This window comes from Streptomyces krungchingensis (genome assembly GCF_054729265.1).
In genome coordinates, this window is sequence record NZ_JBPUKY010000001.1 from 5,378,833 (window position 1) to 5,404,869 (window position 26,037).

Below are 26,037 nucleotides of genomic sequence, written 5' to 3' on the forward strand. Positions count from 1 at the left end.
GCGGTCGGCAAGGTGCGGTAACAGGGAGGAAGCGTCTCGTGAGCAGCAGGCCATCCCGAGGCGCTGCTCGCCTCGCAGCCATACTGGACGCGCTGCCCGATGCGTTGGTGCTGGTCAACGCCAATGGGACCGTCGTCAACGCCAACACCATCGCCCTGGAGGCCTTCGAGGCCCCGGGCACGGCTCTGGTGGGCCGCGGACTGCTCGACCTGCTGCCGCAGTTCGACTCCCGGCTGATCCCCGGCTCGATGCGGCGGCCCGACACCATCGACCAGAGCGGGCGGACCAAGCCGACCAGGATGATCGCGCGGCGGACCGACGGGAGCGAGTTCCCGGTCGAAGTCACCAGTGCGAATCTGGAGAACGGCCAGCAGGCCTACGACAGCTACGGCTACACCGCCGACGAGCTGCTCATGCTGGTGGTCCGCGATCTGTCCGGCACGGTCGACACCGAGGCCGAACTCGCGCGTTCGCAACGGCAGACCGAGATGATCCTGCGGGCCGCGGCCGAGGGCGTGGTCGGCACCGACACCGAGGGCCGCGTCGTCCTCGTCAACCCGGCCGCCGCCCAGATCCTCGGCTACCGGGCCAGCGACCTCGGCGGCCAGGACCTGCACGCCCTCATCCTCCACTCGCGCTCCGACGGCGAGAGCTTCCCGTACGAGGAGTCCCCGCTCGCCGACACCCTGCGCTCCGGGCGCAAGCACCGGGTGCGCGGGCAGGTGCTGTGGTCGAAGTCCGGGAACAAGGTGCCCGTCGACCTGACGACCGCTCCGGTGCGCGACGGCGACCAGCTCGTCGGCGCCGTCATGACCTTCACCGACCGGCGGCCCTACGACACGCTCGCCGAGGAGAAGGACGCCGAGGCCACCCGGCACACCGAGGAGCTCGCACAGCGTGCCGAGGAGCACGCCGAGGAGCTCGGGACGCTGCGCGAGCAGCACGCCGCCGAGCTGGCCGAGCAGCAGGAGCGGCACGCGGAGGAACTGGCCGCGGGCGACGAGCGCTACGCCGCGCTCGGCGAGCGCGAGAAGGACCGGTACGAGGCGCTGGCCGCCCGCCACGAGCAGCTGCTCGCTGTGCTCGGCCAGTCCCTGCGCGGCCCCCTGGACCAGCTGCGCGGCGAACTGTCCAAGCTCGCCGCCGACGACGCCGGCCAGCTGTGGCCGGAGGCCAACCAGGTCCTGCACCATCTCGCCGCGGGCTACTCGCGGATCACGACGCTCGTCGACAACGTGCTCGGCTACCAGCGGCTCGACTCCGGGGCCGAGGAGGTCGCCCGTACGAAGGTGATGCTCGACGCGGTCGTCGCGGCCGGGGTCGAGGGCGCCGTGGACCTGATCGGGCCCGGCCGCGTCCAGTTCGCCGTGCACGCGCCGCCCATCGAGGCGGAGGTCGACCCGGTCCGGCTGGCGAACGCCCTCGCGCACCTCGTCGCCGATGTGGCCGGGGTCGACGCGACGGGCAACGCGCCGGTGTCGGCGGGCGGTTACATGGACAACACCGTCGTGGTCGCGGCGGCGCAGCGCGGCGAGGTCGTCCGCATCGAGGTGCGCGGCCCGTACGCCGGGGGAGACCCGGTGCACGAGCCGATCGTCCGCGGCATCGTCCGCGCGCACGGCGGTGTGCTCCAGACGCACGAGGTACCGGGGATGAGCGGCAGCGCGTTCGTCCTGGAGGTGCCGATCGGCGGCGGCGCGGGGGCGGTTCCGGCCGCACGGGCCGAGGACGCGCCCGGCACCGAGATCGCCATTCCCGAGCAGGCCGCGCCCCAGGGCGGCGGCAGGCGGCGGGCCCGGCGGTCCTCCGTGGACGCCTTCCTGGAGAGCGAGGTGGCGGCGGGCTCCGCACCTGCGGCCACCGAGGCCGGCGAGTCCGCGCCCACCGGTCGACGCCGGCGGCGTGCGGCCGAGGAGCAGGCGGTCGACGAGGTGTCCGTTCCCGCGCAGGGGACGGCGGTCGAGGGTCCCGGTGACGCCGGTGCGGCCGGTTCCGGCGGTACCGGACGGCGACGCGGCCGGCCGAGTCCCGCCGAGGGCACGGGCCCGGGCGCTACGGACGACGTCCCGGAGGGCGCGGTCGTCACCGCGGCCGAGCACGCGGCGGGGACCGCCGCCGCGGGCACCGGCCTGGGCGGGACGGTCCCTCCGCAGGGTGTGCCCGTGCCCGCGGGGCGGCGCGCGCGCCGGGACGGTGAACAGCACGCGCTTCCCGCCGCGTTGCCCGCGGCACCGAGCGCGCCCGACGCGGCGGCTGCGCAGGAGCCGGCGGCCACGGACGCGGCGCACCCGACCGGGCGGCGCCGTCGTGCGCTGGCCGCCGCGGCCGAGCGTGCCGCAGCCCAGGACGCGGGCGCCCGTACGGTGTTCGCGCTGCCGCCCGCGGAGGCGGACCGCTCTCCCGAGTACGTCCAGGCCGAGGCCCAGGCCCAGGCGCAGTACGCCGCGAGTGTCGCCGCCGGTCACGGACAGGCCGACGACGGCCGTCATGACGTCATGGCGCACGACCCGGCCGACGATCACACGCCGCCGCAGCCGCACCCCGTCTCCGCGCCCACGGGCCGGCGGCGGGCCCGCCCGGAGCCGACGGGGACCCCTGCGCAGGGTGTTCCCGCACAGGGCGTTCCGCCGCAGGGAACTCCTGGACGGGGCGTTCCAGCACAGGGCGTTCCGGCACAGGTGGCTCCCGGGCAGGCCGTGCCGGTGCCCGGTGCTCCTGTGCAGGGCGTTTCCGGGGCGGTGGCTGCCGACGCGGCCGGGCAGCCGGTTCCCGCACGGCTGCCGCAGACCGCTGCCGCCCAGGCCACTCCCGCCGCGGGCACTCCCGCCGCGGGCACCGCGGACCGGCCGCAGCCCGCCGCGGCGGTGCCGGCCGCTGCCCCGCAGGCGTGGCCCGACGCGCACGCCGACGACGCCTCGGCCGCGGGCACTCCGGCCGGCGGCACCCCGGTGCAGCCGGCGACCGCGGCGCTCCCCGCGCCGGACGCGGCCCGTGCGACCCCCGCCGCGGGCACCCCGCTGCCCCCTGAGCGCCCGGTCCAGCCGCGCGCCGCCCAGCCGCTGCCCGCCGAGTCGGCGGCACCGGTCGACCCCAACTCGACACAGGGCCGCGCCATAAGCGTGCGCACGCTCGGTCAGGGCGTCCCGTTCACCCGGCAGCCCGCGCCCAGCCAGCCGGGGCCCCAGGCGCCGGCACCGTCCCAGACGGCCACGCCGCCCCCGCACCAGACCAACGGCTCGGGCCGCCGCCGCAAGCTCGGCACACCGCCCGAGCCCGCCGCGGAGCGTCCGGAGACGGGCGCACGGCCGCACCCGCAGGGCGGCCAGGCGGCGGGGTCCCGGCGGCCCGGAGCCACCGAGGGCGCCGGACGGTCGTACGCCATAGGAGCACCGGACGAGAACGCCGACGAGGGCCCCGAGCCGCTCGACGGCCCGGGCGGTGCGGTCGAGGTCGCCGACCCGCCGCAGCCGCGGCCGATGGACGACGAACTGCCCCCGGAGCCGCTGGACAACCCGCGCCGGCTGCTCGTGTGGCCCGCACCCGACGTCACCACCCAGCAGGCGCTGAGCGACCGCGGCTACCGGCCCGTCGTCGTGCACTCCCGGGAGGAGGTCGACGCGCAGATCGCCGCCTTCCCGGCCGCGCTCTTCGTGGACCCGCTGACCGGGCCGATCACACGGACGGCGTTGCAGTCGCTGCGTCAGGCGGCCGTCGCCGCCGAGGTTCCCGTCCTCGTGACGGCGGGGCTCGGCCAGGCGACGCGCGAGGCGGCCTACGGCGCCGATCCCGCCGTACTCCTCAAGGCGCTGGCGCCCCGGGACTCCGACCAGCACCCGCCGCGCGTGCTGCTGATCGAGGAGCACGCGGAGATAGCGCTGGCGCTGACCGCGACGCTGGAGCGGCGCGGCATGCAGGTCGCCCGGGCGTCGACGGACGCGGACGCCGTCACGCTGGCCTCGCAGATGCGGCCGAACCTCGTGGTGATGGACCTGATGCAGGTACGGCGGCGACGCGCCGGGATCATCGACTGGCTGCGCGCCAACGGCCAGTTGAACCGCACTCCGCTCGTCGTCTACACCGCCGCCTTCGACCAGGCCGAACTGCCGCGCCTGGCCGCGGGCGAGACGGTGCTGTTCCTCGCCGAGCGCTCGACGAGCGCGGAGGTGCAGGACCGGATCGTCGACCTCCTCGCGAAGATCGGCACCAACTGACCGTCCGGCGGCCCGCAGCGACGGGCCGCCGAGCCGGCCGGGACATACGCAGGCCGGGAAACGGCACGGGCCGGGCGGGGAGTCGTGACTCCCGGCCCGGCCCGTGCCGTGTCCGTCAGAGCTTGGTCACGTCCAGCTCACCCTCCGCGTACTGCCTGCGGAGCACCTTCTTGTCGAACTTGCCGACGCTGGTCTTCGGGACCGACTCGATGATCGTCCAGCGTTCGGGGAGCTGCCACTTGGCGATCTTCGCCTCCTCGGCGAGGAAGCCGCGCAGGGTCTCGAAGTCGGCGGTCGAACCCGCCTTCAGGACGACGGTGGCCAGCGGCCGCTCGCCCCACTTCTCGTCGGGGACGGCGACGACGGCGGCCTCGGCGACGTCCGGGTGGGACATGAGGGCGTTCTCCAGGTCCACCGAGGAGATCCACTCGCCGCCCGACTTGATGACGTCCTTGGCCCGGTCGGTGAGGGTCAGGAAGCCGTCCGCGCTGATCGTGCCGACGTCACCGGTCTTGAGCCACCCGTCCGCGCTGAACTTGTCGGCGGGACGCAGCGGTTCGGCGCCCTGTCCGCCGTAGTACGCGCCCGCGATCCAGGGGCCCCGCACCTCCAGCTCGCCGGCGGACTCGCCGTCCCAGGGGAGCCGTTCGCCGCCGGGGCCGGTGAGGCGGGCCTCGACACCGGCGGGGAAGCGGCCCTGGGTGAGCCGGTAGCCGAACTCCTCGTCCGTGCCCACGGCGTGCGCCGGGGGACGGGCGATCGTGCCGAGCGGCGAGGTCTCGGTCATGCCCCAGGCGTGGCAGACCCGCATGCCGAGGTCGTCGAAGGCCTCCATGAGGGAGGGCGGGCAGGCCGAGCCGCCGATCGTGACCTGGGTCAGCGAGGAGACGTCGCGGGGCTTGGCCCGGAGTTCCGTGAGCAGGCCCTGCCAGATGGTGGGGACGGCCGCGGCGTGCGTCGGCTTCTCGCTCTCGATCATCTCGGCGAGCGGACCCGGCTGGAGGAAGCGGTCCGGCATCAGCATGTTGATGCCGGTCATGAACGTGGCGTGCGGCAGGCCCCAGGCGTTGACGTGGAACTGCGGGACCACGACGAGCGAGGTGTCGCGGTCGGTGAGCCCCATCGACTGGGCCATGTTGACCTGCATGGAGTGCAGGTAGATCGAACGGTGGGAGTAGACGACGCCCTTCGGGTCCCCGGTGGTGCCGGAGGTGTAACACATCGCCGCGGCCTGCCGCTCGTCGATCTCCGGCCAGTCGTACGTGGTCGGCTTCCCGGCGATCAGCTCCTCGTACTCGTGCACCCGCACGTTCGCGCCGTCGAGCAGCGAGCGGTCGCCGGGACCCGAGACGACCACGTGCTCGACGGTCGGCAGGTGGGGGAGGAGCGGGGCGAGGAGCGGCAACAGCGAGCCGTTGACGATGACCACGCGGTCGGCGGCGTGGTTGACGATGAAGACGAGCTGCTCGGCGGGGAGGCGGAGGTTCAGCGTGTGCAGGACCGCGCCCATGGAGGGGATCGCGAAGTACGCCTCGACGTGCTCGGCGTTGTTCCACATCAGCGTCGCGACCCGCTCGTCGCCCGTCACACCGAGGTCGTCACGCAGGGCGTTGGCGAGCTGGACGGCACGCGTACCGGCCTCACGGAAACTGCGCCGCTGGGGTTCGCCCTCCCCCGTCCAGGTCGTGATCTGCGACGTCCCGTGCACGAGCACTCCGTGCACGAGAATGCGGGTCACGGTCAGCGGTACGTCCTGCATCGTGCTCAGCACGGCGTCCTCCCGGGGGCGACATTGCCTACGCGGCAGTAAGGGTTGCGCTGATTCTGCGCACATACCGCGCGGTATGTCACTAGGTCCGGGCGATCGATCGCGTCACGTATTGGTCGCGCGCCGCCTCTCAGCGCACCGGGCTGAGCTCGGGATCCTCACGGAGCTTGCCCAGCGCACGCGACACCGCCGACTTGACCGTCCCGACGGAGACCCCGAGCACCTCCGCCGTCTGGGCTTCGCTCAGGTCCTCGTAGTACCGCAGGACGACCATCGCCCGCTGCCGCGCCGGCAGTTTGGTGATCGCCCGCCACATCGCGTCGTGCAGCGCCTGCTGTTCGGCCGGGTCGCCGGTGGGCAGCACCTCCGGCTCCGGCAGCTCGTCGCAGGCGAACTCGTCGACCTTGCGCTTGCGCCACTGCGACGTCCGCGTGTTCAGCAGCGCGCGCCGCACATAGCCGTCCAGCGCCCGGTGGTCCTCGATCCGGTCCCAGGCGACGTACGTCTTCGTCAGGGCGGTCTGCAACAGGTCCTCGGCGTCGCTCGGGTTCGCGGTCAGCGAGCGGGCGGTACGCAGCAGCACCGGCTGGCGGGCCTTCACGTACGACGCGAACGACGGGTACGGCGCGTACGGACGGGTCTGCCTCGCCGGTGTGGCGGCGTCCGAAGCGCTGGTGCAGACGGGTGTGGTCATGGCTCCACGCTAGGTTCGCCCCCTACTCCCGCGGATCGGCCGCAGGTCCCGAAGCCGTGTCCGCCTCAGGTTGTAGGAGTGGGGCTGACCTCACCTCCTGAAGGTGGACGAGCGCGCACGCCCCCTGAGGGTTCTTCCCTGAGGGACGCCTCCCTCCGCGGTACGGGAGCGCGGTGCGCGCCCGCGCTCGTGGACCTCGCGCCGGGCCCCGGACCTGCCCCGATGGCACCCTCGCGCCGCACTCCCGACCTGCCCCGACCCCACTTCGCGCCGCAACCCCGACCTGCCTCCCGAGCACCTGCCCCGACGCCGCCCCCGCCCCGCTCCGGACCCGGGACCTCCTCGGAGCGGACCGGTCTCGACGCGGCGGTGTCCCCTGTCACCGCCCCGCCCGGGCACCCCCACCGCGGGGCCTGCCCCGGCGGAACTCTCAGGTGTCCGTACTGAGGATCAGCCCCGAGGTCGGGACCCCGGTCCCGGCGGTGACCAGGACACGGCCCGCCCCCGGTATCTGGTTCACCGACGTGCCCCGCACCTGCCGGACCGCCTCCGCCACTCCGTTCATCCCGTGCAGATACGCCTCCCCGAGCTGTCCCCCGTGCGTGTTCAGCGGGAGCCGCTCCTCGGCGACGAGGTCCGCCGCCTCACCCGGCTTGCAGAACCCGAACTCCTCCAGCTGCATCAGCACGAACGGCGTGAAGTGGTCGTACAGGATCCCCACGTCGATGTCCGCGGGATTCAGCCCGGCCGTCCGCCACAACTGCCGGGCCACCACGCCCATCTCCGGCAGCCCCGTCAGGTCGTCCCGGTAGAAGCTGGTCATCTGCTCCTGGGCCCGGCCCGCGCCCTGGGCGGCGGCCGAGATGATCGCCGGAGGGCGCGGCAGGTCGCGGGCCCGCTCCACGGAGGTGATCACCAGCGCCTGGCCGCCGTCCGTCTCCTGACAGCAGTCCAGCAGGCGCAGCGGCTCGACGATCCACCGCGAGGCCGCGTGCTCGGCGAGGGTGATCGGTCTGCCGTGGAAGTACGCCGCGGGGTTCGTCGCCGCGTACTTGCGGTCCATCACGGCGACATGTCCGAACGCCTCCGGCGTCAGCCCGTACGCGTGCAGGTACCGCTGGGCCGCCATCGCCACCCAGGAGGCGGGCGTGAGCAGTCCGAACGGGAGGGACCAGCCCAGCGCGGCCCCCTCCGCGGAGGGCTCCCGCTGCTGCACCCCGGACCCGAACCGCCTGCCGGACCGCTCGTTGAACGCCCGGTAGCAGACGACCACCTCGGCCACCCCGGACCCCACGGCGAGCGCCGCCTGCTGGACGGTCGCGCAGGCCGCTCCGCCGCCGTAGTGGATCCGCGAGAAGAAGGACAGCTCTCCCATGCCGGCCGCCTGCGCGACGGTGATCTCCGGGCTGGTGTCCATGGTGAACGTGACCAGGCCGTCCACGTCGCCGGGCGTCAGGCCGGCGTCGTCGAGCGCGGCCCGCACCGCCTCCACCGCGAGCCTCAGCTCACTGCGCCCCGAGTTCTTGGAGAACTCGGTGGCCCCGATCCCGACGATCGCCGCCCGGCCGCCGAGCCCGTCCCGTCCGCGCACGCTCACGACACGCCTCCCTCGGTGACCGGGGCACCGGCGGATCCGGGGCCGAGGTCCGGGCCGGGTCCGGCGTCCCGGCCGGGTCCGGCGTCCCGGCCGGGTCCGGCGTCCGGGGCGATGCCGACGCCCGAGGCGGTGTCGGTGCCCGAGGTCGCACCGGTGCCCGTGCCCTGGCAGCCGGTCTCGGGGAGTGTCACGGTCACCGTGCCGGTGACGTGCTTGCCGATGCCGTTGGCTCCGACGAGCTTGACCGTGGCGGTGTCGCCGTCCACCTCCTCGACCGTGCCGGTCAGCACCATGGTGTCCCCCGGATAGTTGGGCGCGCCGAGCCGTATGACCACCTTGCGCAGGACGGCGGACGGGCCGAAGTGGTCCGTGACGTACCGCCCGACCAGGCCGTTGGTCGTCAGGATGTTCATGAAGATGTCCGGCGAGCCCTTCGCCCTCGCCAGCTCCGCGTCGTGGTGCACGTCCTGGTAGTCGCGGGACGCGATGGCGCCCGCGACGATCAGTGTGCGCGTGATGTCGATCTCCAACGGTGGCAGTCGGTCGCCGCTCTTCATCCCTCTCCCTCCCCGTCTCCCACCGCAGGCGCGGCCCGCACGCCCTCGGTGGCGATCAACTCACCCAGTTCCTGGAGCACTTCGCCGCCGCACCCCAGATACGCGTCCAGCTGGCGCCCCCACAGGAAGTGCCGGTGCACGGGGTGCTCCACGTCGGCCCCCGCCCCGCCGTGCAGATGCTGGCCCGTGTGCACGACCCGGTGGCCCGCCTCGGACGCCCACCAGGCGGCGGTCAGGGCGTGCGTGGCGTACGCCAGCCCCGCGTCCCGTCGCCAGGCCGCCTCGTACGCCGTCACCCGTATCGCCTCGGTGTCCATATGGGCGTCGGCCGCGCGGAGTTGCACGCCCTGCCTGGCGGCGAGCGGGCGACCGAACTGCTCGCGCGTGTTGGTGTGCTCCACGGCACGAGCGAGCGACCCCGCGCAGACCCCGGCCTGCAGCCCGGCGAAGGCGGTGCGGGCGGTGGCGAGCACGTCGTCGTACGCGCCCTCGCCGCCCAGTCGCTCGCCCGGGGTGCCGTCCAGGGTCAGCCGCCCCGCCGACCAGGGCGCCGTCAGCTCCACGGGAAGACACCGGGCGTCTGCGGTGCGCACCAGCCACAACCGGCGCCGGTCGTCGGCGAGCAGGGCATGCGTGGCGTCCCGCAGCCAGGGCACGACCGGGACGACCCCGGTGAGCCGTCCTGCGGCCTCCCGCACGGCCGAGGGCCCGGAGAGCGCGCCGGTCACCACCACCGTCCCGTCGGCGACGGCCGGCAGCAGACGGTCGCGCTGTTCCCTCGAACCGTGTGCCGTGACCGCGAGGAGCCCGTGGACACAGCTCGCCGCGAACGGCACCTGGGCCGTGGTGCGTCCCTGCTCCTCCAGCAGGAGCACCAGGCCGAGCAGTCCCGTGTCCCCGACGGCCGCCACCAGTCCGGCCGCGCACAGCTCCTTCCACAGTTCGGGATCGCTTGCCGTCCCGGCCGCGGCGAGCCGCTCGGGGGTGGACAGGTCGGTGAAGATCCGGGCGGCCAGGTCACGGGCGGCCGTCTGCTCCTCGGTGGGCGCGAAGTCCATGTCAGCTCCCTCCGCCGGCGGTCACGGCGCCACGGACCGCCCCGTCGCCGGCCACGGTGCCGTCGTCCGCGCCGGCCCGGAAGACCGGCAGCTCCAGCTCCTCGTCACAGCGCTGGAACTCGAGCCGTACGGGCATTCCGATCCGCACCTGGTCGTGCGGCACGCCCACCACGTTGCTGACGATCCGTACTCCCTCGGCGAGCTCGATCAGGCCGACCGCATAGGGAGGGTCGAAGGCCGGGAAGGGCGGGTGGTGCATGACGACGTACGAATAAACGGTCCCCTCGCCGCTCGCCTCGACCGTGTCCCACTCCGGGCAGCCGCACGCGTTGCATCCCGGCAGCCAGGGGAGGCGCAGCGCGCGACAGCCCGTGCACCGCTGGATCAGCAGGCGGTGGCGCCCGACGCCCTCCCAGAAACCGGCGTTGTCCCGGTTCACCACCGGTCGGGGGCGCCGGCCCTTCGGTGTGCGGCGGGCGGGCGCGTACTTCAGGATGCGGAACCGGTGTGTCCCGGCGGGGTCGCCTCCCGCCCTCACATCCATCCTGGTCGTGACGAAGTGGCCCGTCCCCAGCCTGGTCGTCTTGCGCTCGGAGACCGACTCGATCACCGCGTCGAAGGTGATCTCGTCCCCGGGGCGCAGCGGACGCAGATACTCCTGCTCGCAGTCGGTGGCGACCACCGAGGTGTACCCGGCGTCGTCGAGCAGTCCGAGCAGTTCGTCGAACGCCTCCGAGCGGCCCGTGTGCCCGGACAGGCCGCCCATCGTCCACGCCTGGAGCATGGTGGGCGGCGCGACGGCGCCGGGCCCTTCGTACGCAGGGTTGGTGTCGCCCATCGCCTCGCACCAGTGGCGGATCATCGCCTCGTTGACCCGGTCCTTGCCGACGGCCGCGACGGCGGCCACCCGGCCCTCGTACGCCTTGAGCCGCCCGTACAGCTCGTCCGGACCGTCCGCGCGCTCCGGGACGGCCGGCACCGCACCCTCCGACCGGGCCGGTGCGACGAACTCCGGACCGTCCGACGGAGCCCGTGCGGCCGGCTTCGGACCGTCCGGCCGAGCCCGTGTGACGGCCCGCGGCCCGTCCGGCCGGTCTCCTGCCGGCGACTCGGCCCGCTTCCCCTGCCCCTGTTCCCCGCTCACCTGCTTCCCGCTCACCGCCGCCCCCTCTTCATCCCGAGCCGCATCGTCGCCACGATCTCCCGCTGCACCTCGCTCACCCCGCCCCCGAACGTGTTGATCTGCGCCGCCCTGTTCATCCGCTCCAGCCCGCCGTCCTCGAAGGCCCCTGGCGAGCCGGAGCGCACGAGTGCTCGCTCTCCGACGATCTCCTGACACATTCGGTACACCGCCACCGCGGATTCGGTTCCCATCACCTTCACGCCGCTGGCGTCGCCGGGGGCCGGTCCGCCCGCCCCCACAGCCCCCACCAGACGCCAGTTGAGCAGGCGTGTCGCCGCCAGCCGGGCATGCACCTCGGCCAGCCTCGACCGCACCCACGGCTCGTCAATCCGGCGCCGACCGGTCACCGGATCGGGTGTACGGGCCGCCTCCAGCGCCGCCGTGTAGAAGTCCTCGGCCTGCATCCCGATCGCGGCGAGCGCGACGCGTTCGTGGTTGAGCTGGCTGGTGATCAGCGCCCAGCCGCCGTTCTCCTCGCCGACGAGGTTCGCGGCGGGGACGCGGATGCCGTCGTAGTACGTGGCGGTGGTCGTCTGTCCGCCCACCGTCTCGATCGGGGTCCAGGAGAAGCCGGGCGCGTCCGTCGGCACGAGGAGGATCGAGATGCCCTGGTGCTTGGGGGCCTCCGGGTCGGTCCGGCAGGCGAGCCAGATCCAGTCGGCGTTCTGGGCGTTGGAGGTGAAGATCTTCTGCCCGTCGACGATCCAGTCACGGCCGGCCTCACCGCGCTCGTGGACACCGCCCTCACCGACGGCACGGACACCGCCGGCTCCCGGTCCGGAGCTCCCGGCCCCGTCCACCCGCACGGCCCGTGTGCGCAGGGAGGCGAGGTCCGTCCCCGCGGAGGGCTCCGAGTAACCGATGGCGAACACGAGGTCACCGCTCAGGATGCGCGGCAGGAAGTAGGCCTTCTGTTCCTCGCTCCCGTACTTCATGAGCGTCGGTCCGACCGTGTTCAGGGTGACCATCGACACGGGTGCGCCGGCGCGGTAGGCCTCGTCGAAGAACACGAACTGCTCGTCCGCGCCCCGCCCCTGCCCCCCGTACGCGGCCGACCAGCCGAGCCCGAGCAGTCCGTCGGCTCCGATGCGGCGCAGGACCGCCCGTTGCCGTCCGGGGTCGTCGGCGGGCGGTGGTCCTTCGGGCATCAGGTCCCGGAAGTACCTGCGGAGTTCGGCGCGCAGCCGCTGCTGGCGCTCGGTGGGGGCGAGGTGCACGGCGGCTGCCCTCCCGGGCCTCGCACGGACAAGGGTTTCTGACTGTCCGTCAGATACTGCGGGGTGTCAAGGCCGGGAGCACGACGTCCGGGAGACGCGAAAAGCGTCTGCGCGACGGCGCCGAAGCACCGTCGCGCAGACGCGTTACCACCCCACAGAGCACGACCACACGCTGGATGTTCCGGGCCGACGGGAGCGCATCGGCCCCCGGCTCACCAGAGGTTGGTGAAGTTGATGACGGCGGTGGACTGGTCGATGGCGGTGAAGGCCGAGCCGTTCACCTGGGCGGTATTGCTCTGGTTCGAGGCTCCGGAGCCGACCGCCTGCTGCTGGGTGGTGGAGGAGTTGCCGAAGTTGTCGTGACCGACTCCGCTGCGACCGATGGTCGCCACCCCCGCATTCGATCCGTCGTCCGCGAAGGCGCCGTTGTCCGCCGCCGCGACGCCCGTGAAGAGGGCGGCCGCGAGAGGCAGGGCGGCGACGGCGGCGAGAACGCGGGCGGTACGGATGCTTGCCATGTGAGTTCCTCCAGAACCGGTTGTACGCACCGGCGATGAACCGGGATGTACGTGAAATGCGGCTTGTTCCAAAGCGGTTGGCCGACCGCCTCGGCGCTGTGCACGACGTCGCGACTCCAGAGTTGCCCAGCGGATCCCCGGCGAACCACCCCGGAAGCCCTGATTCCCCCTCAAGCGTGAGGACATGTCGATAAACCCCCTTCCCACCCGAGAACTCCCTGCTCAGCCCGCGACTGACCGCTCAATCCCAGGCGCCGCACGGGGTGAAGCGTTCCGGCACGTTTTCGGCCAATCACACCCGTCGGCCACCCCGCACCCGCGCGTGTCCGGGAAGCCCTTCCTTTTTTCGAACACTCGTACGAACATGGAGGCATGGCCACCACCGACCGGCAGGCCACGACTCTGGCCCTGGCCCACGCCCTGTCCGCAGCCGAGCGCGGACTGGCGGTGATCCCGCTGTCCCGGACAAAACTCCCGGCCCTGCGCTCCCCCCACCGTGACGACCCCGACCCCGCCCCCTGCCACGGCGAATGCGGCCGCTTCGGGCACGGCGTGTACGACGCGTCGACCGACCCCCGGCGCATCCGCGAACTGTTCGCCGCCGCCCCCTGGGCCACCGGCTACGGCATAGCCTGCGGGCTGCACCCCCACCACCTCATCGGCATCGACCTGGACACCAAATCCGGCACGGACTCGTCGGCCGCCCTGCGTGAACTGGCCCTGCGCCACCTGTTCACGATCCCGGAGACCGTCGTCGTCCTGACCCCCAGCGGCGGTCGTCACCTCTGGCTGAGCGGACCGCCCGACCTCGTCGTCCCCAACTCCGCCGGCCGCCTGGCCCCGGGCATCGACATCCGCGGCGCCGGCGGCTACCTCGTCGGCCCCGGCTCACGCACCGACCACGGCGTCTACGGCACCGCGCCGGGCACCGCCCATCTGGCGCCCGCGCCCTGCCCGAGCGAACTCCTGCGCCTGCTCACGCCGCCGTCCCGAAGGCACCCTCCCGCGCCCCCGGCGACCGGCCGGCAGGGCCAGGGGCTCGTCCAGTTCGTGCTCGCCGCCCATGAGGGCCAGCGCAACACCCGCCTGTTCTGGGCCGCCTGCCGCGCGTACGAGAACGGCATCGGTGCCGAGCTGACCGACCCTCTCGTGGAGGCCGCCGTGCGTACGGGGCTCGCCGAACGCGAGGCCCGCTCGACGATCGCCTCGGCGGCGCGGATGACGGCTCCGTCACCGCCGCGGCGAAGCTGACGGCGGCGCCGGAGCGTCTACTTGCCGCTGTCCTCGGCGAGCGTGTGGGCGACCAGGGCGTTGGCGTGGCCGTGCCCCAGCCCGTGCTCGGTCTTGAGCCAGGACACGAGCTCCATGTGCTTGGTCAGCGGCGAGGACCGGATGAGGTCCTTCCATTCGGCGACGGGCCGCCCGTACTTCTTCTCGATGGAGGGGAAGTAGCTGGCGGGGCCCTTCACGGCTTCGGTCATGTCGGCGGTGTCCCATCCGTGGGCGAGAAGCGGTCTCGGAGCACCGGCACGCCGCCGCACTCCGACTGGTTGCCTGTACGACCGCGCGAGCGGGGAAAACTCATCGCCTCGCGCCGGAGAACCGTCCCGCACAGGCCGAAGGGGTGCCTCTCGGTGAGAGACACCCCTTCGGATCGGCACATGTGCCGAACTGCTGCGGTGGGTGTGGGATTTGAACCCACGGTGACTCGCGCCACGACGGTTTTCAAGACCGTTCCCTTAGGCCGCTCGGGCAACCCACCCCGCGCCGTCCACGATCGTCGACGGCGCGGGGACAAGACTAACCGCTCAGCTGTCGCCCTCGCGCTGTCCCAGGGTGACGTCGACGGTCTGGGTCTTTCCGTCCCGGGTGTAGGTGAGCTTCACCGTGTCGCCGGGGCGGTGGGTCCAGATCTCGCCGATCAGGGTCGGTCCGCTGTCGATCACGTGGTCGTCGAGCTTGGTGATGACGTCGCCGGGCTTGAGGCCGGCCTTGTCGGCGGGGCCGCCGGAGGTGACCGCGTCGGAGCCGCTCGCGCCCTGCTCGGTGATCTTCGCGCCGCCGGTGCCCTCTTCCAGGGAGACCGAAGCACCGATCACCGGGTAGACCGGCTCGCCGGTCTTGATCAGCTGCTGTGCGACGTTCTTCGCCTGGTTGATCGGGATCGCGAAGCCCAGGCCGATGGAGCCGGACTGGCTGCTGCCGCCGAGGCCGCCTCCGCTGCTCGACTGGATCGCCGAGTTGATGCCGATGACCGCGCCCTGCGCGTCCAGGAGCGGGCCGCCGGAGTTGCCCGGGTTGATCGAGGCGTCCGTCTGCAGGGCGCTCATGTAGGAGGCCTTGCTGCCGGAGCTGCCGTCGCTCGACGCCACCGGGCGGTCCTTGGCGCTGATGATGCCGGTGGTCACCGTGTTCGACAGGCCGAAGGGCGCGCCGATCGCGATCGTGGAGTCGCCGACGGCCACCTTGTCGGAGTTGCCGAGGGCGAGCGGCTTCAGGCCCGACGGCGCGTTCTTCAGCTTGATCACCGCGACGTCGTAGCCCTGGGCGTGGCCGACCACCTCGGCGTTGTACTTCTTGCCGTCGGGGAAGGTCGCGGTGAGCTTGCCGCCGTCGACCGCTTCCGCGACGACGTGGTTGTTGGTGAGGATGTGGCCCTGGGTGTCGAAGACGAAGCCGGTGCCGGTGCCGCCCTCACCGCTCGAGCTCTGCGCTTCTATCGTCACGGTGCTCGGCAGCGCCTTGGCCGCCACGCCCGCGACGGTGCCCGAGGCGCGCTTGACGTCACCGCTGCTGCTCGGGGCGGAGACCGTCGTCGAGTCGGTGGAGTCGTCGTTGTTCTTCGCGAGCGAGTAGCCGATGCCGCCGCCGACGCCGCCGGCGACCAGAGCGGCCACCAGGAGGGCGGCGACCAGGCCACCGCGCCCGTTCTTCGGCTTCGGTGCGGGCTGCTGGTAGGAGGAGCCCCAGCCGCCGTGGCCCGAGCCGCCACCGTCCGCGTACGACGGGGTGGGCGGCGGCGGAGGCGGCCAGCCCGCCTCGGCGGCGGATCCGGGGACTCCGGCGCCCTGCCCGTGCGGGGCGGCGCCGTGGCCGACTCCGGCGTGCGCGTACGCCGGCTGCTGCGCAGGCGCCGGCGCCTGCTCCGGCGCGCCGGGGGCGCTCGGAGGCACCACCGGAAGCGGAGTGGTCGGTGCGCTCCCCTCGGGCGCAGCGGCCTGCGCGGAGGCAGCGGGAGTTTCCACCGGCACGGGAGGTGCGGACGGGGCCGGGGGTACTGCGGTGCCCTCGTTCTCGGTGCTCACAGCTCTACTCCTAGATCCACGGCTGTTGTTCTCGGTCGCACTCGGTCACGCTCACTCACGCTTGTCGACGGTCCGGCGCGATTCAGCTGTGCATGCGCTTTTGTACGACGTCAGCTTTTCCCACCGGCCGTCAGAGCACCATAAGCGGTGGCTGTGGGTCCGCGACCATCCTTTATATCGGACCAGTCTGGCGAAACGGACGGATCCCCGCCTCCTCGACCTCACGCCTGCCGCACGACGGTGGCACCATGACGCGGTGACCCTCGCACGACAGCACCCCATCCAGGTCGTCGCCCACCGCGGAGCCTCCGAAGAGGCACCCGAGCACACGCTGGCCGCGTACAGGAAGGCGATCGAGGACGGTGCGGACGCCCTTGAGTGCGATGTGCGCCTGACCGCCGACGGCCATCTCGTCTGCGTGCACGACCGCCGGATCAACCGTACGTCCAACGGGCGCGGAGCGGTCTCGGCCCTGGAGCTCGCCGACCTCGCCGCCCTGGACTTCGGTTCCTGGAAGAACCGCGACGAGGCCCCCGACTGGGAGCACGGTCCCGGGGACCCGGAGGACACCTCCGTCCTGACCCTGGAGCGGCTGCTCGAACTCGTCGCCGACGCGGGCCGCCGCGTCGAGCTGGCCATCGAGACGAAGCACCCGACGCGCTGGGCCGGCCAGGTCGAGGAGCGGCTGCTGGTCCTGCTGAAGCGTTTCGGCTTGGACGCGCCCGAGACCCCCGCCCAGTCACCTGTACGCGTCATGAGCTTCTCCGCACGTTCGCTGCACCGCGTCCGGGCCGCCTCGCCGAACATGCCCACGGTCTATCTGCTGCAGTTCATCTCCCCGCGCCTGCGCGACGGACGGCTGCCCGCCGGTGTCCGGATCGCGGGCCCCTCGATGCGGATCGTGCGCAGTCACCCCGGCTACATCGAACGGCTGAAACGAGCCGGACACCAGGTGCACGTCTGGACGGTGAACGAGCCCGAGGACGTCGATCTCTGCGTTGAGCTGGGCATCGACGCCATCATCACCAACCGGCCGCGCGCCGTCCTGCGCCGGTTGGGCCGCTGATCCCGCCGCGTTCCCCCAGGCAGGGACCTTCGCAGACCCCGGACATCACCACCGAAATCCAGTCACGCGATTACAGGGAGTGCACCGGCGCGTTCGCTCCGTATTCGATCGTTACGAGTGCGTCAGCAGACGTTGATTGGCCGGTTTCCGGTCCAGTCCAAAGGGGCATCCACAACGTGGCGTGGGGCAAAGGAGGTCTCGGGGGTGGCGTTGGTGGTGGCACAGGAGGTGCCCACGTCGTCGAGCATGGCCGTACCCCATGGTCCTGCGGGCGTGGGGGAAGCAAGACACCGGATGCGTGATCAATTGCGTACCGGTGGCGTGGCGGACTCGGTCATCGACGATGCCGTACTGATCCTTTCCGAACTGCTCAGCAATGCCTGTCGGCACGGCAGGCCGCTGGGTGACGCCCTGACAGGTGACGGAGACGTCCGTGCGGCGTGGCGCGTCGACACGTCCGGACGGCTCGTCGTCGAGGTGACGGACGGCGGTGGTCCGACCCGGCCCGTCCCGGCCACGCCCTCGGTCACCGCGCGCGGCGGCCGCGGGCTGAACATCATCTCGGCACTGGCCAAGGACTGGGGCGTGCGCGACGACGTCCGCGGCGAGGTCACGGTGTGGGTGGTCGTCCAGGACGACGTGGAATCCGCGCGCAGGCATGACGATTTCGCTACGCGCGTCGCGTCACCGACCGTGTCGGCGGGGATACCGGGACTGGACTTCGCGGACGCCTTCGACGAACTGGGCTGAGGACACCGGCACGCCGGGGCGCCCGGGAAGCGGGCCGCCGGGACCGCGTCGGCGGGAGCACGCTCACCGGGACGCGTCTCGGAGTACGCCTTCGGGGACACACGCCCCCGGTCGCTGCCGGGGACACGCTCTCGGAGTCGGGCTTCCGGAGTCGGGCTCCCGGGTGTCGCCGTCGTACATAGGCCCTCGGCATCACCCCGGAGACACACCCTCGGGTTCACCGCCGGGGATCACGCCCGGGGGCCACCGACGGGGACACGCCGACCCGGCGACACCGGCGGACGGGGAGCGGACGGAGCGGGACGTGCCGGTCGTGGCGCGCGCGGGCCGAATCACCGGCTCCGGGACGACCCGGTGCGTTGTCCACAGGGTCCCGTCAGCCCACGTAGGAACGGCTAGGCTCGCGCCCGTACGAGACGAGCCGTGATCGGGAGACACCCACGATGGCCAAGAAGCGACCCCACACCAAGGCCAAGCAGCCCACCTCGAAAGCCGGGGCCCGCGCCGCAGGCGCCGATGGGCACGTCCCGGTTGTGGGCGCTCGCGAGCCCTGCCCCTGCGGCAGCGGCCGCCGCTACAAGGCCTGCCACGGCCGGGCCGCCGCGCACGCCGTGACCGAGCTGGTGCAGCGCCCCTTCGAGGGACTGCCCGGCGAGTGCGACTGGGTCGCGCTGCGCGAGCTGGTGCCCGCCGCGACGGTCGAGCTGAAGCTCAAGGAGAGCCTGCCCGAGGGCGTCCCGTCGGTCACCCTCGCCACGGTCCTGCCGATGGCCTGGCCCGCGCTGCGCCGCGAGGACGGCTCGGTGCTCCTGGGCCTGCAGAACGACACGGCGTCCGGCGACATCAGCCGCGACCTCGCCGACACCCTCCAGCGCGCGCTCACCGCGAAGCCGGGCACTCCGGTCGAGGGCCGGCGCGCTCCCGCCGAGGGCCCGCGACTCCAGGACCTGCTCGCCCCCGAAGGCGCGTTCGAGCCAGTTGTGCACAGCGGCTTCGAATTCTGGGTTCCGGACGCGGAGAACGCGACGGCGGACGTGACCGCATCCCTGGAGCGGGCCAACGCCGCCGCCATCCCGACCGTGAAGCTCGCCGGGGTCGACGCCGCCTACTGGTGCGAGACCCCCGACAAGAACCACCTGCGCTGGGTCATGCCGCACCCGGAGGAGCAGCTTCTGGACGCGCTCGCCCGGCTGCACGCGGCCGGCCGCTCCAACCTCGGCGAGGGCACCCGTCTGGTCGGTTCCTTCCGTGCCCACGGGCTCACGGTGCCGGTCTGGGACCTTCCGACGAACGTCACGGCGGACGACATCGAGAAGCCCGCGGCCGAGTTCGCCGAGCGCCTCGCCACCGCCCTGGCCACCGACGCACCGCTCACCGCGGAGGAGCGCAGGGCGCGCGGCGGCCTCACCAACCGACAGGTCACACTCAGCTGACCCACAGGAAGCCGAACTGACCGACCGGTCAGCTGGGCAGAGCCCCACAGAACGGGTGACTCCTGTCACAACTCCCCGTCGTGACAGGTAAATCCGTGTCCGAATAGCCGAGATCGAATTTGCGAACCGCCGATCTCTTGTTACCGTTCGAGTAGCCCGGTTGCTGGTGCATCCCCCGTCGCCAGCAACCGGGTCTTTCCATGTCCGCAATCGCGCGCGACATCAACCACCTTGCTACTGCCCCGAGTTGCTCCCCGAGCGCAGCAACAGAGGCCCTCCGGCCGCGGTCCGTTCCGCGAACTCCGCGACCGCCGAATAGCCCCCCACGTCGCCGTCGGTGCGCTCCCTGGGGGTCTCACAGACGCCGGGATCGTCCTCCGCGCCCATCGCGCAGTTCATCTGCACGGTGCGCCCGCCGGGCCCCATCAAGGTCAGCACGGAGCTCAGCTCGTCGCCGGTCGCGTTGCGGTAGTACGTGCGAGCCCAGGTGTCCTCACCCTGTGTGAGGACACAGGTCTGCGCCTCGATGCCGTCGGGGGAGGAGAGTTCGGGACCGCACCGGGCGGCCGTGGCGAGGCCGAGTCCCAGCAGCCGGGGCGACCGGGTGGGGACGGGAGCCGCCGTCCCCTTGTCGTCGCGCCCCGGGGCCCCTGCGGCCGCGGCGCCGTCGCGGCCGGGATCTCCGGCGTCCGCGACGGGCCCCGCGGATGCCACGGCGAGCGGAAGGGCCACCGTGAACGCCACTACGCCCGCGAGTGCGAGCAGGCGAAGGTTCATGAAGGGGAAGATAACGAGCGCGGGCGGGCGCGCGGTCGACCGCGCGCCGGGCGCTCCTACAACTCGGGCGCGCTCACACCCGTACGAGTGAGTGCCTCCACGACGGCGTCCACGACGGCCTCCACGTCGGGCACCCAGGGGGCGGCGGAGCCGGGCAGCGGGGCACGCTCCCAGCGGATCTGGCCCTGGCCCGTCTCGGACGGCGGCAGGGCGAGATAACCGCCCTCGCCGTGGAAGCGCAGGGAACCGGGGACGAAGTCCTTCGCATAGAGGAGCTCGCCGAGCTGCTCCATGGAGTAGGGCGCGACGAGGATCGACCAGCGCGTGGGGGACGCGACGACCGGGCCGAGGCGCATGCCCTTGCGGTCGAGTGCGTCGAGGGCACGGGCCGCCGCGAGAGCCGGCAGGCTCACCGCGCACGGGGCCTTGCCGCCGGTGGCCAGCACGACGGGTGCCGACGGCCGGTTGGTCCACCACCAGCGCACCATGCGCTCGTCGGTGGTGGCCGCGAGGAGGCCGGGGTCGAAGGGGTGGGCACCGGGCACCGTGCACTCCGGGTCGGGGCACGCGCAGCGGGCACGCCCCTGCGGGTCCGCCGCCACTCCCGGGAGTACGGGCCACTGCCATTCGGTCGCGAAGGTCAGGGCCGCGCTGAGCATCTCAGGCCTCCCGTTGTTCCGCCTGGACAGGAGCCTGCGTCGCCTTCCGAGGATCTCGCGCATGAGCGCTCGTTCCTTTCCGTTGCACGCCTGGCAACACCGTGGACCACATCACACCATGTGTCGATCACTTCACTGTGCGTACCTACTGGCGCATCACACCCCTGCTGGAGACAAGGGGAACCCCTATGGGCCGAGCGTTTGGCTGCGTCCGCGTCCATACTGCGTCTATCAAAAGCATGGGCATGGCGTGGGGTGGCGGCGCCTGGCGATTTGCCGTCCCGTGTATTTCTTGCCGCCTCCGCCACGGGAGGATGGGGCACGGTCGTCGGTGGCTAAGACGCCCGGGTCCGTCGCCAGGTTCCGGGCGGATCTCAACCACCCCTGGCCTTCACCGAGTACGTACCCATCACGACCGCTGTGACGCTCCGTCGAACGAGGCCAGTCGACCTCAATAAGCCGTTGCCCGAGTCAGTTTTAAGCCAACTTTGCTTTCCCGCAAGGGTTACCGACAGTCTCACGGACACCAGGAATCCCAGCAGGACAATGCTGGACATCCCCTCACGAGTGCGTGTACATGTGGAGACACCGCTAGCGGCGCAGAACGACATGGGGGTTTGCGATGCTATTGAGCAATACGCACCGGTCGGAAAGCCGGACGCCATGAACGCCCCTCACATTCCGAAAGTGGCCGGAATCGATTCAACGGTTCCTTCGCCCGCACACACTGTCGCGCCGACGTCTGCCCCCACGGGTGCCCCTTCGGCCACTTCCCCCATCGGTCCCGGCGCCGTTCTCCAAGATCGTCTGGCGGGCTGGGTCTCGGATCTCACCACGCTCCACGAGCTCACCGAGCGCCTGGCGCGCACCTCGGCGCTCGACGACGCCCTGCAGGAGACGCTGCGCGCCGGAGCCGCCCTCGTGGGCGCCCGACGCGGCCTCCTCGTCCTGGAGCCGGGCGACGGACTCGGCCCCGACACGACGATCGGCCTGGGGCTGGCCCGTGCGGATCTCGGCCACATCGAGACCGTCCCGCGCAGCGCCATGTCGTACGGGAAGATCCTGGACGGACTTCCGGGCGGTGAGGGCGAGATCGCCCAGCCGGACCTCTTCTCCGAGGACGGGCTCGACCCCCGCCACCGCGAGGTGGCCGCCCGGCTCGGCTACGCCGCGAGCTATGCACTCCCCCTGTCCACCGGCGCGGCGGGCCGGCTGGGCGCCGCCGTCTGGCTCTACGACGAACCCGCCGAACCGGTCGAGCGCCAGCGCCACCTCGTCGGCCTCTACGCCCGCTACGCCACCGAGCACCTGGCCCGCCTGGTGGAACTGGAGCGCACGCGCGCGTGCATGACGACGATCTCCGAGGAGCTGCTGCCCCCGCGGCTCCCCCGGGTCGCCGGCGTCCAGCTCGCCGCACGGCACCGCACGAGCGCGCGCGGCGGCGGCGACTGGTACGACGCGCTGCCGCTGCCCGACGCCGCGCTCGGCCTCGCGGTCGGCTCCGTCACCGGATGCGGGCCCAGCGCGGTCGCCGCGATGGGCCGTCTGAGGGCGTCCCTGAGGGCGTACGCCGTCATGGAGGGCGAGGACCCCGTCGCGGTCCTGTCCGACCTCGAACTGCTGCTGCGGCTGACCGAGCCCGCCCGCTCCGCGACCGCGCTGTTCGCCTACTGCGAGCCCGCGCTGCGCAAGCTCACGCTGGCGGGTGCCGGACACAGCCCGCCCCTGGTGATCGGGCCGCGGCGCACCGAGTTCGTGGAGACCTCCCTGTCGGCCCCCCTCGGCATGCTCGCGTGCTGGGAGGCGCCGAGCGTCGAGCTGACCACGGAGCCGGGCGAGACCGTGCTGCTGTACACCGACGGTCTGCTGCACCGCACCGGCGACCCCATGGACCGGGCCTTCACCCGGCTGCACGCGGCGGCGGCGAGCGTGCCCCGGGCGGTCCGCGACGATCCCGGCGCGGTCGCCGACCACGTCCTGCGCACGGTGCTGCCGGACGGACTCGACGAGGCCGACAGCAAGGAGGACGTCGTCCTTCTCGCGGCGCGCTTCGAGTGAGCGCCCCGAGCGCCGCCGCCCCGGGCAGCCGCCCCGGACGGCCGACCCGCGGTGCCCGCGGTCGCCGTTCACGGTGAGCCGTACGTAACAGGCCTTCCGGCCCTGGGCCCCCTTCAGTACGACCGTACGATGGGGGAGGTCCAATGTCGTATCTAGGAGGCAGACCGTGTCGGAGGCGCTCACCCCGGAGACCCCGGAAGCCGTGCTTGACGATGCCGCTGACGAAGCGGGCGAAGAGGAGCCGATCAAGCAGCGCAAGAACGGCCTGTACCCGGGCGTGTCCGACGAGCTGGCCGAGAGCATGAAGTCGGGATGGGCCGACACCGAGCTGCGCGGCCTGAAGCCCATCGCCCAGGCCGAGCACACGGCCGCCCGCCGCGCCGCGCTCTCCGCGCGCTTCCCGGGCGAGCGCCTGGTGATCCCCGCGGGCAACCTGAAGACCCGCTCGAACGACACCGAGTACCCCTTCCGCGCCTCGGTCGAGTACGCGTACCTGACCGGCAACCTGACCGAGGACGGCGTCCTCGTCCTGGAGCCGGTGTCCGGCGGCCACAAGGCGACGATCTACCTGCTGCCGCGCTCCGACCGCGAGAACGGCGAGTTCTGGCTGTCCGGCCAGGGCGAGCTGTGGGTCGGCCGCCGCCACTCCCTCACCGAGTCCGAGGCGCTGTACGGCATCCCGGCCTCGGACGTGCGCGAGCTGACCGCCGCGCTGCGCGAGGCCACCGGCCCGGTCCGGGTCGTGCGCGGCTACGACGCCGGCATCGAGTCCGCCCTGACCGACAAGGTCACCGCCGAGCGCGACGAGGAGCTGCGGGTCTTCCTCTCCGAGGCGCGGCTCCTCAAGGACGACTTCGAGGTCGGCGAGCTGCAGAAGGCCGTCGACTCGACCGTGCGCGGCTTCGAGGACGTCGTCCGGGTCCTGGACAAGGCCGAGGCGACCAGCGAGCGCTACATCGAGGGCACGTTCTTCCTGCGCGCACGCGTCGAGGGCAACGACATCGGCTACGGCTCGATCTGCGCCGCGGGCCCGCACGCCTGCACGCTGCACTGGGTGCGCAACGACGGCCCGGTCCGCGCCGGCGACCTGCTCCTGCTGGACGCGGGTGTCGAGACCCACACGCTCTACACCGCCGACGTGACGCGCACGCTGCCGATCAACGGCACGTACACGGAGCTCCAGAAGAAGATCTACGACGCCGTGTACGAGGCCCAGGAGGCCGGTATCGCGGCCGTGAAGCCGGGCGCCAAGTACCGCGACTTCCACGACGCCGCGCAGCGCGTGCTCGCCGAGAAGCTCGTCGAGTGGGGCCTGGTCGAGGGCCCCGTGGAGCGCGTCCTGGAGCTGGGTCTGCAGCGCCGCTGGACCCTGCACGGCACCGGCCACATGCTCGGCATGGACGTGCACGACTGCGCGGCCGCGCGGACCGAGACGTACGTCGAGGGCACGCTGGAGCCGGGCATGTGCCTGACCGTCGAGCCCGGCCTGTACTTCCAGGCGGACGACCTGACCGTCCCGGAGGAGTACCGCGGCATCGGCGTCCGCATCGAGGACGACATCCTCGTCACCGAGGACGGCAACCGGAACCTGTCCGCGGGCCTGCCGCGCCGCTCGGACGAGGTCGAGGCCTGGATGGCGTCCCTGAAGGGCTGACATAGTGCCCCGCGAGGGCTGATGACAAGACTGATGGCCGGGTGCCCTCCTGGGTGCCCGGCCATCGGCGTGCCCGGGGGACTTCGGCGCTCCCGGGCTTTCCGGTGTGCCTAGGGGGGCGGCTTTTCGTGGACGACTTCTGGTCCGGTGTCGGGGTGGACCTGCATCTGGAGCCGGACGCCGGGGCGGGGCGCAGGGCGGGGCTCGAGCGCGCCCTGCGGGACGCCGTGCGCGAGGGACGGCTCTCGCCCGGCACGCGGCTGCCGGCGACCCGCCGGCTCGCGACCGAACTGGGCATCTCCCGCGGCACGGCGAAAGCCGCGTACGACCAGTTGGTCGCGGAGGGCTATCTGACGGCCCGGCAGGGTTCCGGCACCGAGGTGGCACCGCTGCCCACGGACGGCGCGGCGGCGGCCGTGCGGGCGCCACGCGCGCGTGCACCCCGTTTCGACCTGCGTCCGGGCAGCCCGGACGTCGGCACCTTCCCGGCGGCGGCATGGCTGCGGGCGCTGCGCCGCGCGATCGCGACGGCGCCGTCCCTGGCGTACGACTACGGGGACCCGCGCGGCCGTATCGAGCTGCGGACCGCGCTGTCGGGTTACCTGGGGCGGGCGCGGGGAGTGATCGCGCCGCCCGAACGGATCGTCATCACTTCGGGGTATGTGCAGGGTCTCGCGCTCCTCACCCGTGTGCTGGACGGCGGCACGGTGGCCATGGAGGACCCCGGCCTGGCGTTCCACCGCGAGGTGGTGCGCAAGAGCGGCGGAACCGTCGTCCCGCTGCCCGTGGACGAACGCGGCGCCCGCGCGGACGCCGCGGCGGAGGCGGACGCGGTCGTCGTCACGCCCGCCCACCAGTTCCCGACCGGCGTCACCCTGCACCCGGAGCGGCGGCGCGCCCTCACCGACTGGGCACGCGCGCGTGACGGACTGATCGTCGAGGACGACTACGACGGGGAGTTCCGTTACGACCGGCAGCCGGTCGGCGCGCTCCAGGGGATGGCGCCCGGCCAGGTCGTCTACCTGGGCACGGCCTCCAAGACGCTCGGTCCCGCCCTGCGGCTCGGCTGGATGGTGCTGCCCCCGCACCTCGTCGACGCGGTCGCCGACATCAAGCTGCACAGCGACCACCACACCGAGTCCATCGGCCAGTTGGCGCTCGCCGAGATGATCGACAGCCACGCGTACGACCGTCATGTGCGCGCGTGCCGGCTGCGCTACCGCCGCCGCAGGGACCGGCTGCTCGACCGGCTGGGGATGCGCAGGAGCGTCCGGGGGATCGCCGCGGGGCTGCACGCCCTGGTGGAGGTGGACGACGAGGCGGAGGTGCTGGCGCGCGCCGCGCAGGAGGGGCTCGCGATCGGCCACCTGGGAGATCACTGGCACGCACCGGCCGCGGACCGCCCGCAGGGACTCGTCGTCGGGTACGGGACACCCCGGGAACGCGCTTATCCGGAGGCCCTGGAGGCGCTGGGGCGGGTGCTGGACGGGGTGCGGGGGACGGGCTGAGGGCCCCGCCGGTGCGGATCGGTC

19 protein-coding genes, 1 tRNA gene and 1 pseudogene are annotated in these 26,037 nt (G+C 72.7%); 8 read left to right on the top strand and 13 right to left on the bottom strand.

Annotation, left to right across the window (positions count from 1 at the left end):
* Positions 1-38: 38 nt before the first annotated feature.
* On the top strand, positions 39-4,211 hold the full coding sequence (locus ACSYGO_RS23680) for a hybrid sensor histidine kinase/response regulator (protein ID WP_460387541.1): 4,173 nt from the start codon (positions 39-41) through the stop codon (positions 4,209-4,211).
* Positions 4,212-4,326: 115 nt separating this feature from the next.
* Here the strand turns inward: ACSYGO_RS23680 and ACSYGO_RS23685 are convergent, their stop codons facing one another.
* The 8 genes and pseudogenes from ACSYGO_RS23685 to ACSYGO_RS23720 form a co-directional block, all read right to left on the bottom strand.
* Positions 4,327-5,982 (bottom strand): long-chain fatty acid--CoA ligase, encoded by a 1,656-nt coding sequence (locus ACSYGO_RS23685; RefSeq protein ID WP_426677145.1) that lies wholly within the window; start codon positions 5,980-5,982, stop codon positions 4,327-4,329.
* Between the two features lie 127 nt (positions 5,983-6,109).
* Positions 6,110-6,673, bottom strand: a complete 564-nt coding sequence (locus tag ACSYGO_RS23690; protein WP_095935351.1) for a SigE family RNA polymerase sigma factor — start codon at positions 6,671-6,673, stop codon at positions 6,110-6,112.
* Positions 6,674-7,103: 430 nt separating this feature from the next.
* On the bottom strand, positions 7,104-8,270 hold the full coding sequence (locus ACSYGO_RS23695; protein WP_460387544.1) for a lipid-transfer protein: 1,167 nt from the start codon (positions 8,268-8,270) through the stop codon (positions 7,104-7,106).
* A gap of 179 nt (positions 8,271-8,449) precedes the next feature.
* A pseudogene (locus ACSYGO_RS23700) lies at positions 8,450-8,827 on the bottom strand (MaoC family dehydratase); the annotation flags it as partial.
* On the bottom strand, positions 8,824-9,885 hold the full coding sequence (locus ACSYGO_RS23705) for an acyl-CoA dehydrogenase family protein (RefSeq protein ID WP_435225253.1): 1,062 nt from the start codon (positions 9,883-9,885) through the stop codon (positions 8,824-8,826). The gene ACSYGO_RS23705 and the pseudogene ACSYGO_RS23700, both read right to left, overlap by 4 nt.
* A gap of 1 nt (position 9,886) precedes the next feature.
* Positions 9,887-10,864 carry a bifunctional MaoC family dehydratase N-terminal/OB-fold nucleic acid binding domain-containing protein gene (locus ACSYGO_RS23710; RefSeq protein ID WP_460387546.1) on the bottom strand — a complete coding sequence of 326 codons (978 nt, stop codon included), beginning with the start codon at positions 10,862-10,864 and terminating at the stop codon, positions 9,887-9,889.
* Between the two features lie 176 nt (positions 10,865-11,040).
* Entirely contained in the window at positions 11,041-12,285 is a 1,245-nt protein-coding gene (locus ACSYGO_RS23715) for an acyl-CoA dehydrogenase family protein (protein ID WP_460387548.1), read from the bottom strand.
* Between the two features lie 212 nt (positions 12,286-12,497).
* Positions 12,498-12,803, bottom strand: a complete 306-nt coding sequence (locus ACSYGO_RS23720) for a hypothetical protein (protein WP_345640417.1) — start codon at positions 12,801-12,803, stop codon at positions 12,498-12,500.
* Between the two features lie 372 nt (positions 12,804-13,175).
* Between ACSYGO_RS23720 and ACSYGO_RS23725 the strand changes: the two genes are divergently transcribed.
* Positions 13,176-14,054 carry a bifunctional DNA primase/polymerase gene (locus ACSYGO_RS23725; RefSeq protein ID WP_460387550.1) on the top strand — a complete coding sequence of 293 codons (879 nt, stop codon included), beginning with the start codon at positions 13,176-13,178 and terminating at the stop codon, positions 14,052-14,054.
* A 17-nt stretch (positions 14,055-14,071) separates the two neighbouring features.
* On the opposite strand, the gene ACSYGO_RS23730 is transcribed toward ACSYGO_RS23725, so the two are convergent.
* The 3 genes from ACSYGO_RS23730 to ACSYGO_RS23740 all read right to left on the bottom strand — a co-directional run bounded on the left by ACSYGO_RS23730 (position 14,072) and on the right by ACSYGO_RS23740 (position 16,108).
* Positions 14,072-14,284 carry a DUF4287 domain-containing protein gene (locus ACSYGO_RS23730; RefSeq protein ID WP_426677139.1) on the bottom strand — a complete coding sequence of 71 codons (213 nt, stop codon included), beginning with the start codon at positions 14,282-14,284 and terminating at the stop codon, positions 14,072-14,074.
* A gap of 196 nt (positions 14,285-14,480) precedes the next feature.
* Positions 14,481-14,565: transfer RNA gene (locus ACSYGO_RS23735), tRNA-Ser, on the bottom strand.
* A gap of 46 nt (positions 14,566-14,611) precedes the next feature.
* Positions 14,612-16,108 (bottom strand): S1C family serine protease, encoded by a 1,497-nt coding sequence (locus tag ACSYGO_RS23740; RefSeq protein WP_426677138.1) that lies wholly within the window; start codon positions 16,106-16,108, stop codon positions 14,612-14,614.
* Positions 16,109-16,364: 256 nt separating this feature from the next.
* Here ACSYGO_RS23740 and ACSYGO_RS23745 point away from each other — a divergent pair, with 256 nt between their 5' ends.
* From ACSYGO_RS23745 to ACSYGO_RS23755, 3 genes are all read left to right on the top strand, one after another.
* Positions 16,365-17,174: a glycerophosphodiester phosphodiesterase gene (locus ACSYGO_RS23745; protein ID WP_426677137.1), complete on the top strand. Its 810-nt coding sequence runs from the start codon at positions 16,365-16,367 to the stop codon at positions 17,172-17,174.
* A gap of 117 nt (positions 17,175-17,291) precedes the next feature.
* Positions 17,292-17,924, top strand: coding sequence for an ATP-binding protein (locus ACSYGO_RS23750; protein WP_435225261.1), 633 nt, complete (start codon positions 17,292-17,294; stop codon positions 17,922-17,924).
* 443 nt (positions 17,925-18,367) lie between these two features.
* On the top strand, positions 18,368-19,357 hold the full coding sequence (locus ACSYGO_RS23755; protein WP_460387553.1) for a DUF5926 family protein: 990 nt from the start codon (positions 18,368-18,370) through the stop codon (positions 19,355-19,357).
* A gap of 234 nt (positions 19,358-19,591) precedes the next feature.
* Here ACSYGO_RS23755 and ACSYGO_RS23760 read toward each other — a convergent pair whose 3' ends face one another.
* Positions 19,592-20,134 (bottom strand): hypothetical protein, encoded by a 543-nt coding sequence (locus ACSYGO_RS23760; RefSeq protein ID WP_432186206.1) that lies wholly within the window; start codon positions 20,132-20,134, stop codon positions 19,592-19,594.
* Between the two features lie 56 nt (positions 20,135-20,190).
* Positions 20,191-20,856, bottom strand: coding sequence for a bifunctional DNA primase/polymerase (locus tag ACSYGO_RS23765; RefSeq protein WP_345640382.1), 666 nt, complete (start codon positions 20,854-20,856; stop codon positions 20,191-20,193).
* Between the two features lie 483 nt (positions 20,857-21,339).
* Here ACSYGO_RS23765 and ACSYGO_RS23770 point away from each other — a divergent pair, with 483 nt between their 5' ends.
* The 3 genes from ACSYGO_RS23770 to pdxR all read left to right on the top strand — a co-directional run bounded on the left by ACSYGO_RS23770 (position 21,340) and on the right by pdxR (position 26,013).
* Positions 21,340-22,851: a PP2C family protein-serine/threonine phosphatase gene (locus ACSYGO_RS23770; protein WP_426677133.1), complete on the top strand. Its 1,512-nt coding sequence runs from the start codon at positions 21,340-21,342 to the stop codon at positions 22,849-22,851.
* Positions 22,852-23,017: 166 nt separating this feature from the next.
* Positions 23,018-24,505: an aminopeptidase P family protein gene (locus tag ACSYGO_RS23775; protein ID WP_426677132.1), complete on the top strand. Its 1,488-nt coding sequence runs from the start codon at positions 23,018-23,020 to the stop codon at positions 24,503-24,505.
* Positions 24,506-24,633: 128 nt separating this feature from the next.
* The gene (pdxR, locus tag ACSYGO_RS23780) at positions 24,634-26,013 is read left to right on the top strand and encodes a MocR-like pyridoxine biosynthesis transcription factor PdxR (RefSeq protein WP_460387555.1); all 1,380 of its coding nucleotides are present in this window, start codon (positions 24,634-24,636) and stop codon (positions 26,011-26,013) included.
* Positions 26,014-26,037: the final 24 nt, after the last annotated feature.

Bases quoted from the DNA above. Each gene is read 5' to 3' on its own strand.
- ACSYGO_RS23730 (WP_426677139.1), bottom strand. From the start codon at position 14,284: ATGACCGAAGCCGTGAAGGGCCCCGCCAGCTACTTCCCCTCCATCGAG.
- ACSYGO_RS23690 (WP_095935351.1), bottom strand. From the start codon at position 6,673: ATGACCACACCCGTCTGCACCAGCGCTTCGGACGCCGCCACACCGGCG.
- ACSYGO_RS23770 (WP_426677133.1), top strand. From the start codon at position 21,340: ATGCTGGACATCCCCTCACGAGTGCGTGTACATGTGGAGACACCGCTA.
- ACSYGO_RS23765 (WP_345640382.1), bottom strand. From the start codon at position 20,856: ATGCGCGAGATCCTCGGAAGGCGACGCAGGCTCCTGTCCAGGCGGAAC.
- ACSYGO_RS23720 (WP_345640417.1), bottom strand. From the start codon at position 12,803: ATGGCAAGCATCCGTACCGCCCGCGTTCTCGCCGCCGTCGCCGCCCTG.
- ACSYGO_RS23725 (WP_460387550.1), top strand. From the start codon at position 13,176: ATGGCCACCACCGACCGGCAGGCCACGACTCTGGCCCTGGCCCACGCC.
- ACSYGO_RS23760 (WP_432186206.1), bottom strand. From the start codon at position 20,134: ATGAACCTTCGCCTGCTCGCACTCGCGGGCGTAGTGGCGTTCACGGTG.
- ACSYGO_RS23705 (WP_435225253.1), bottom strand. From the start codon at position 9,885: ATGGACTTCGCGCCCACCGAGGAGCAGACGGCCGCCCGTGACCTGGCC.
- ACSYGO_RS23755 (WP_460387553.1), top strand. From the start codon at position 18,368: ATGGCCAAGAAGCGACCCCACACCAAGGCCAAGCAGCCCACCTCGAAA.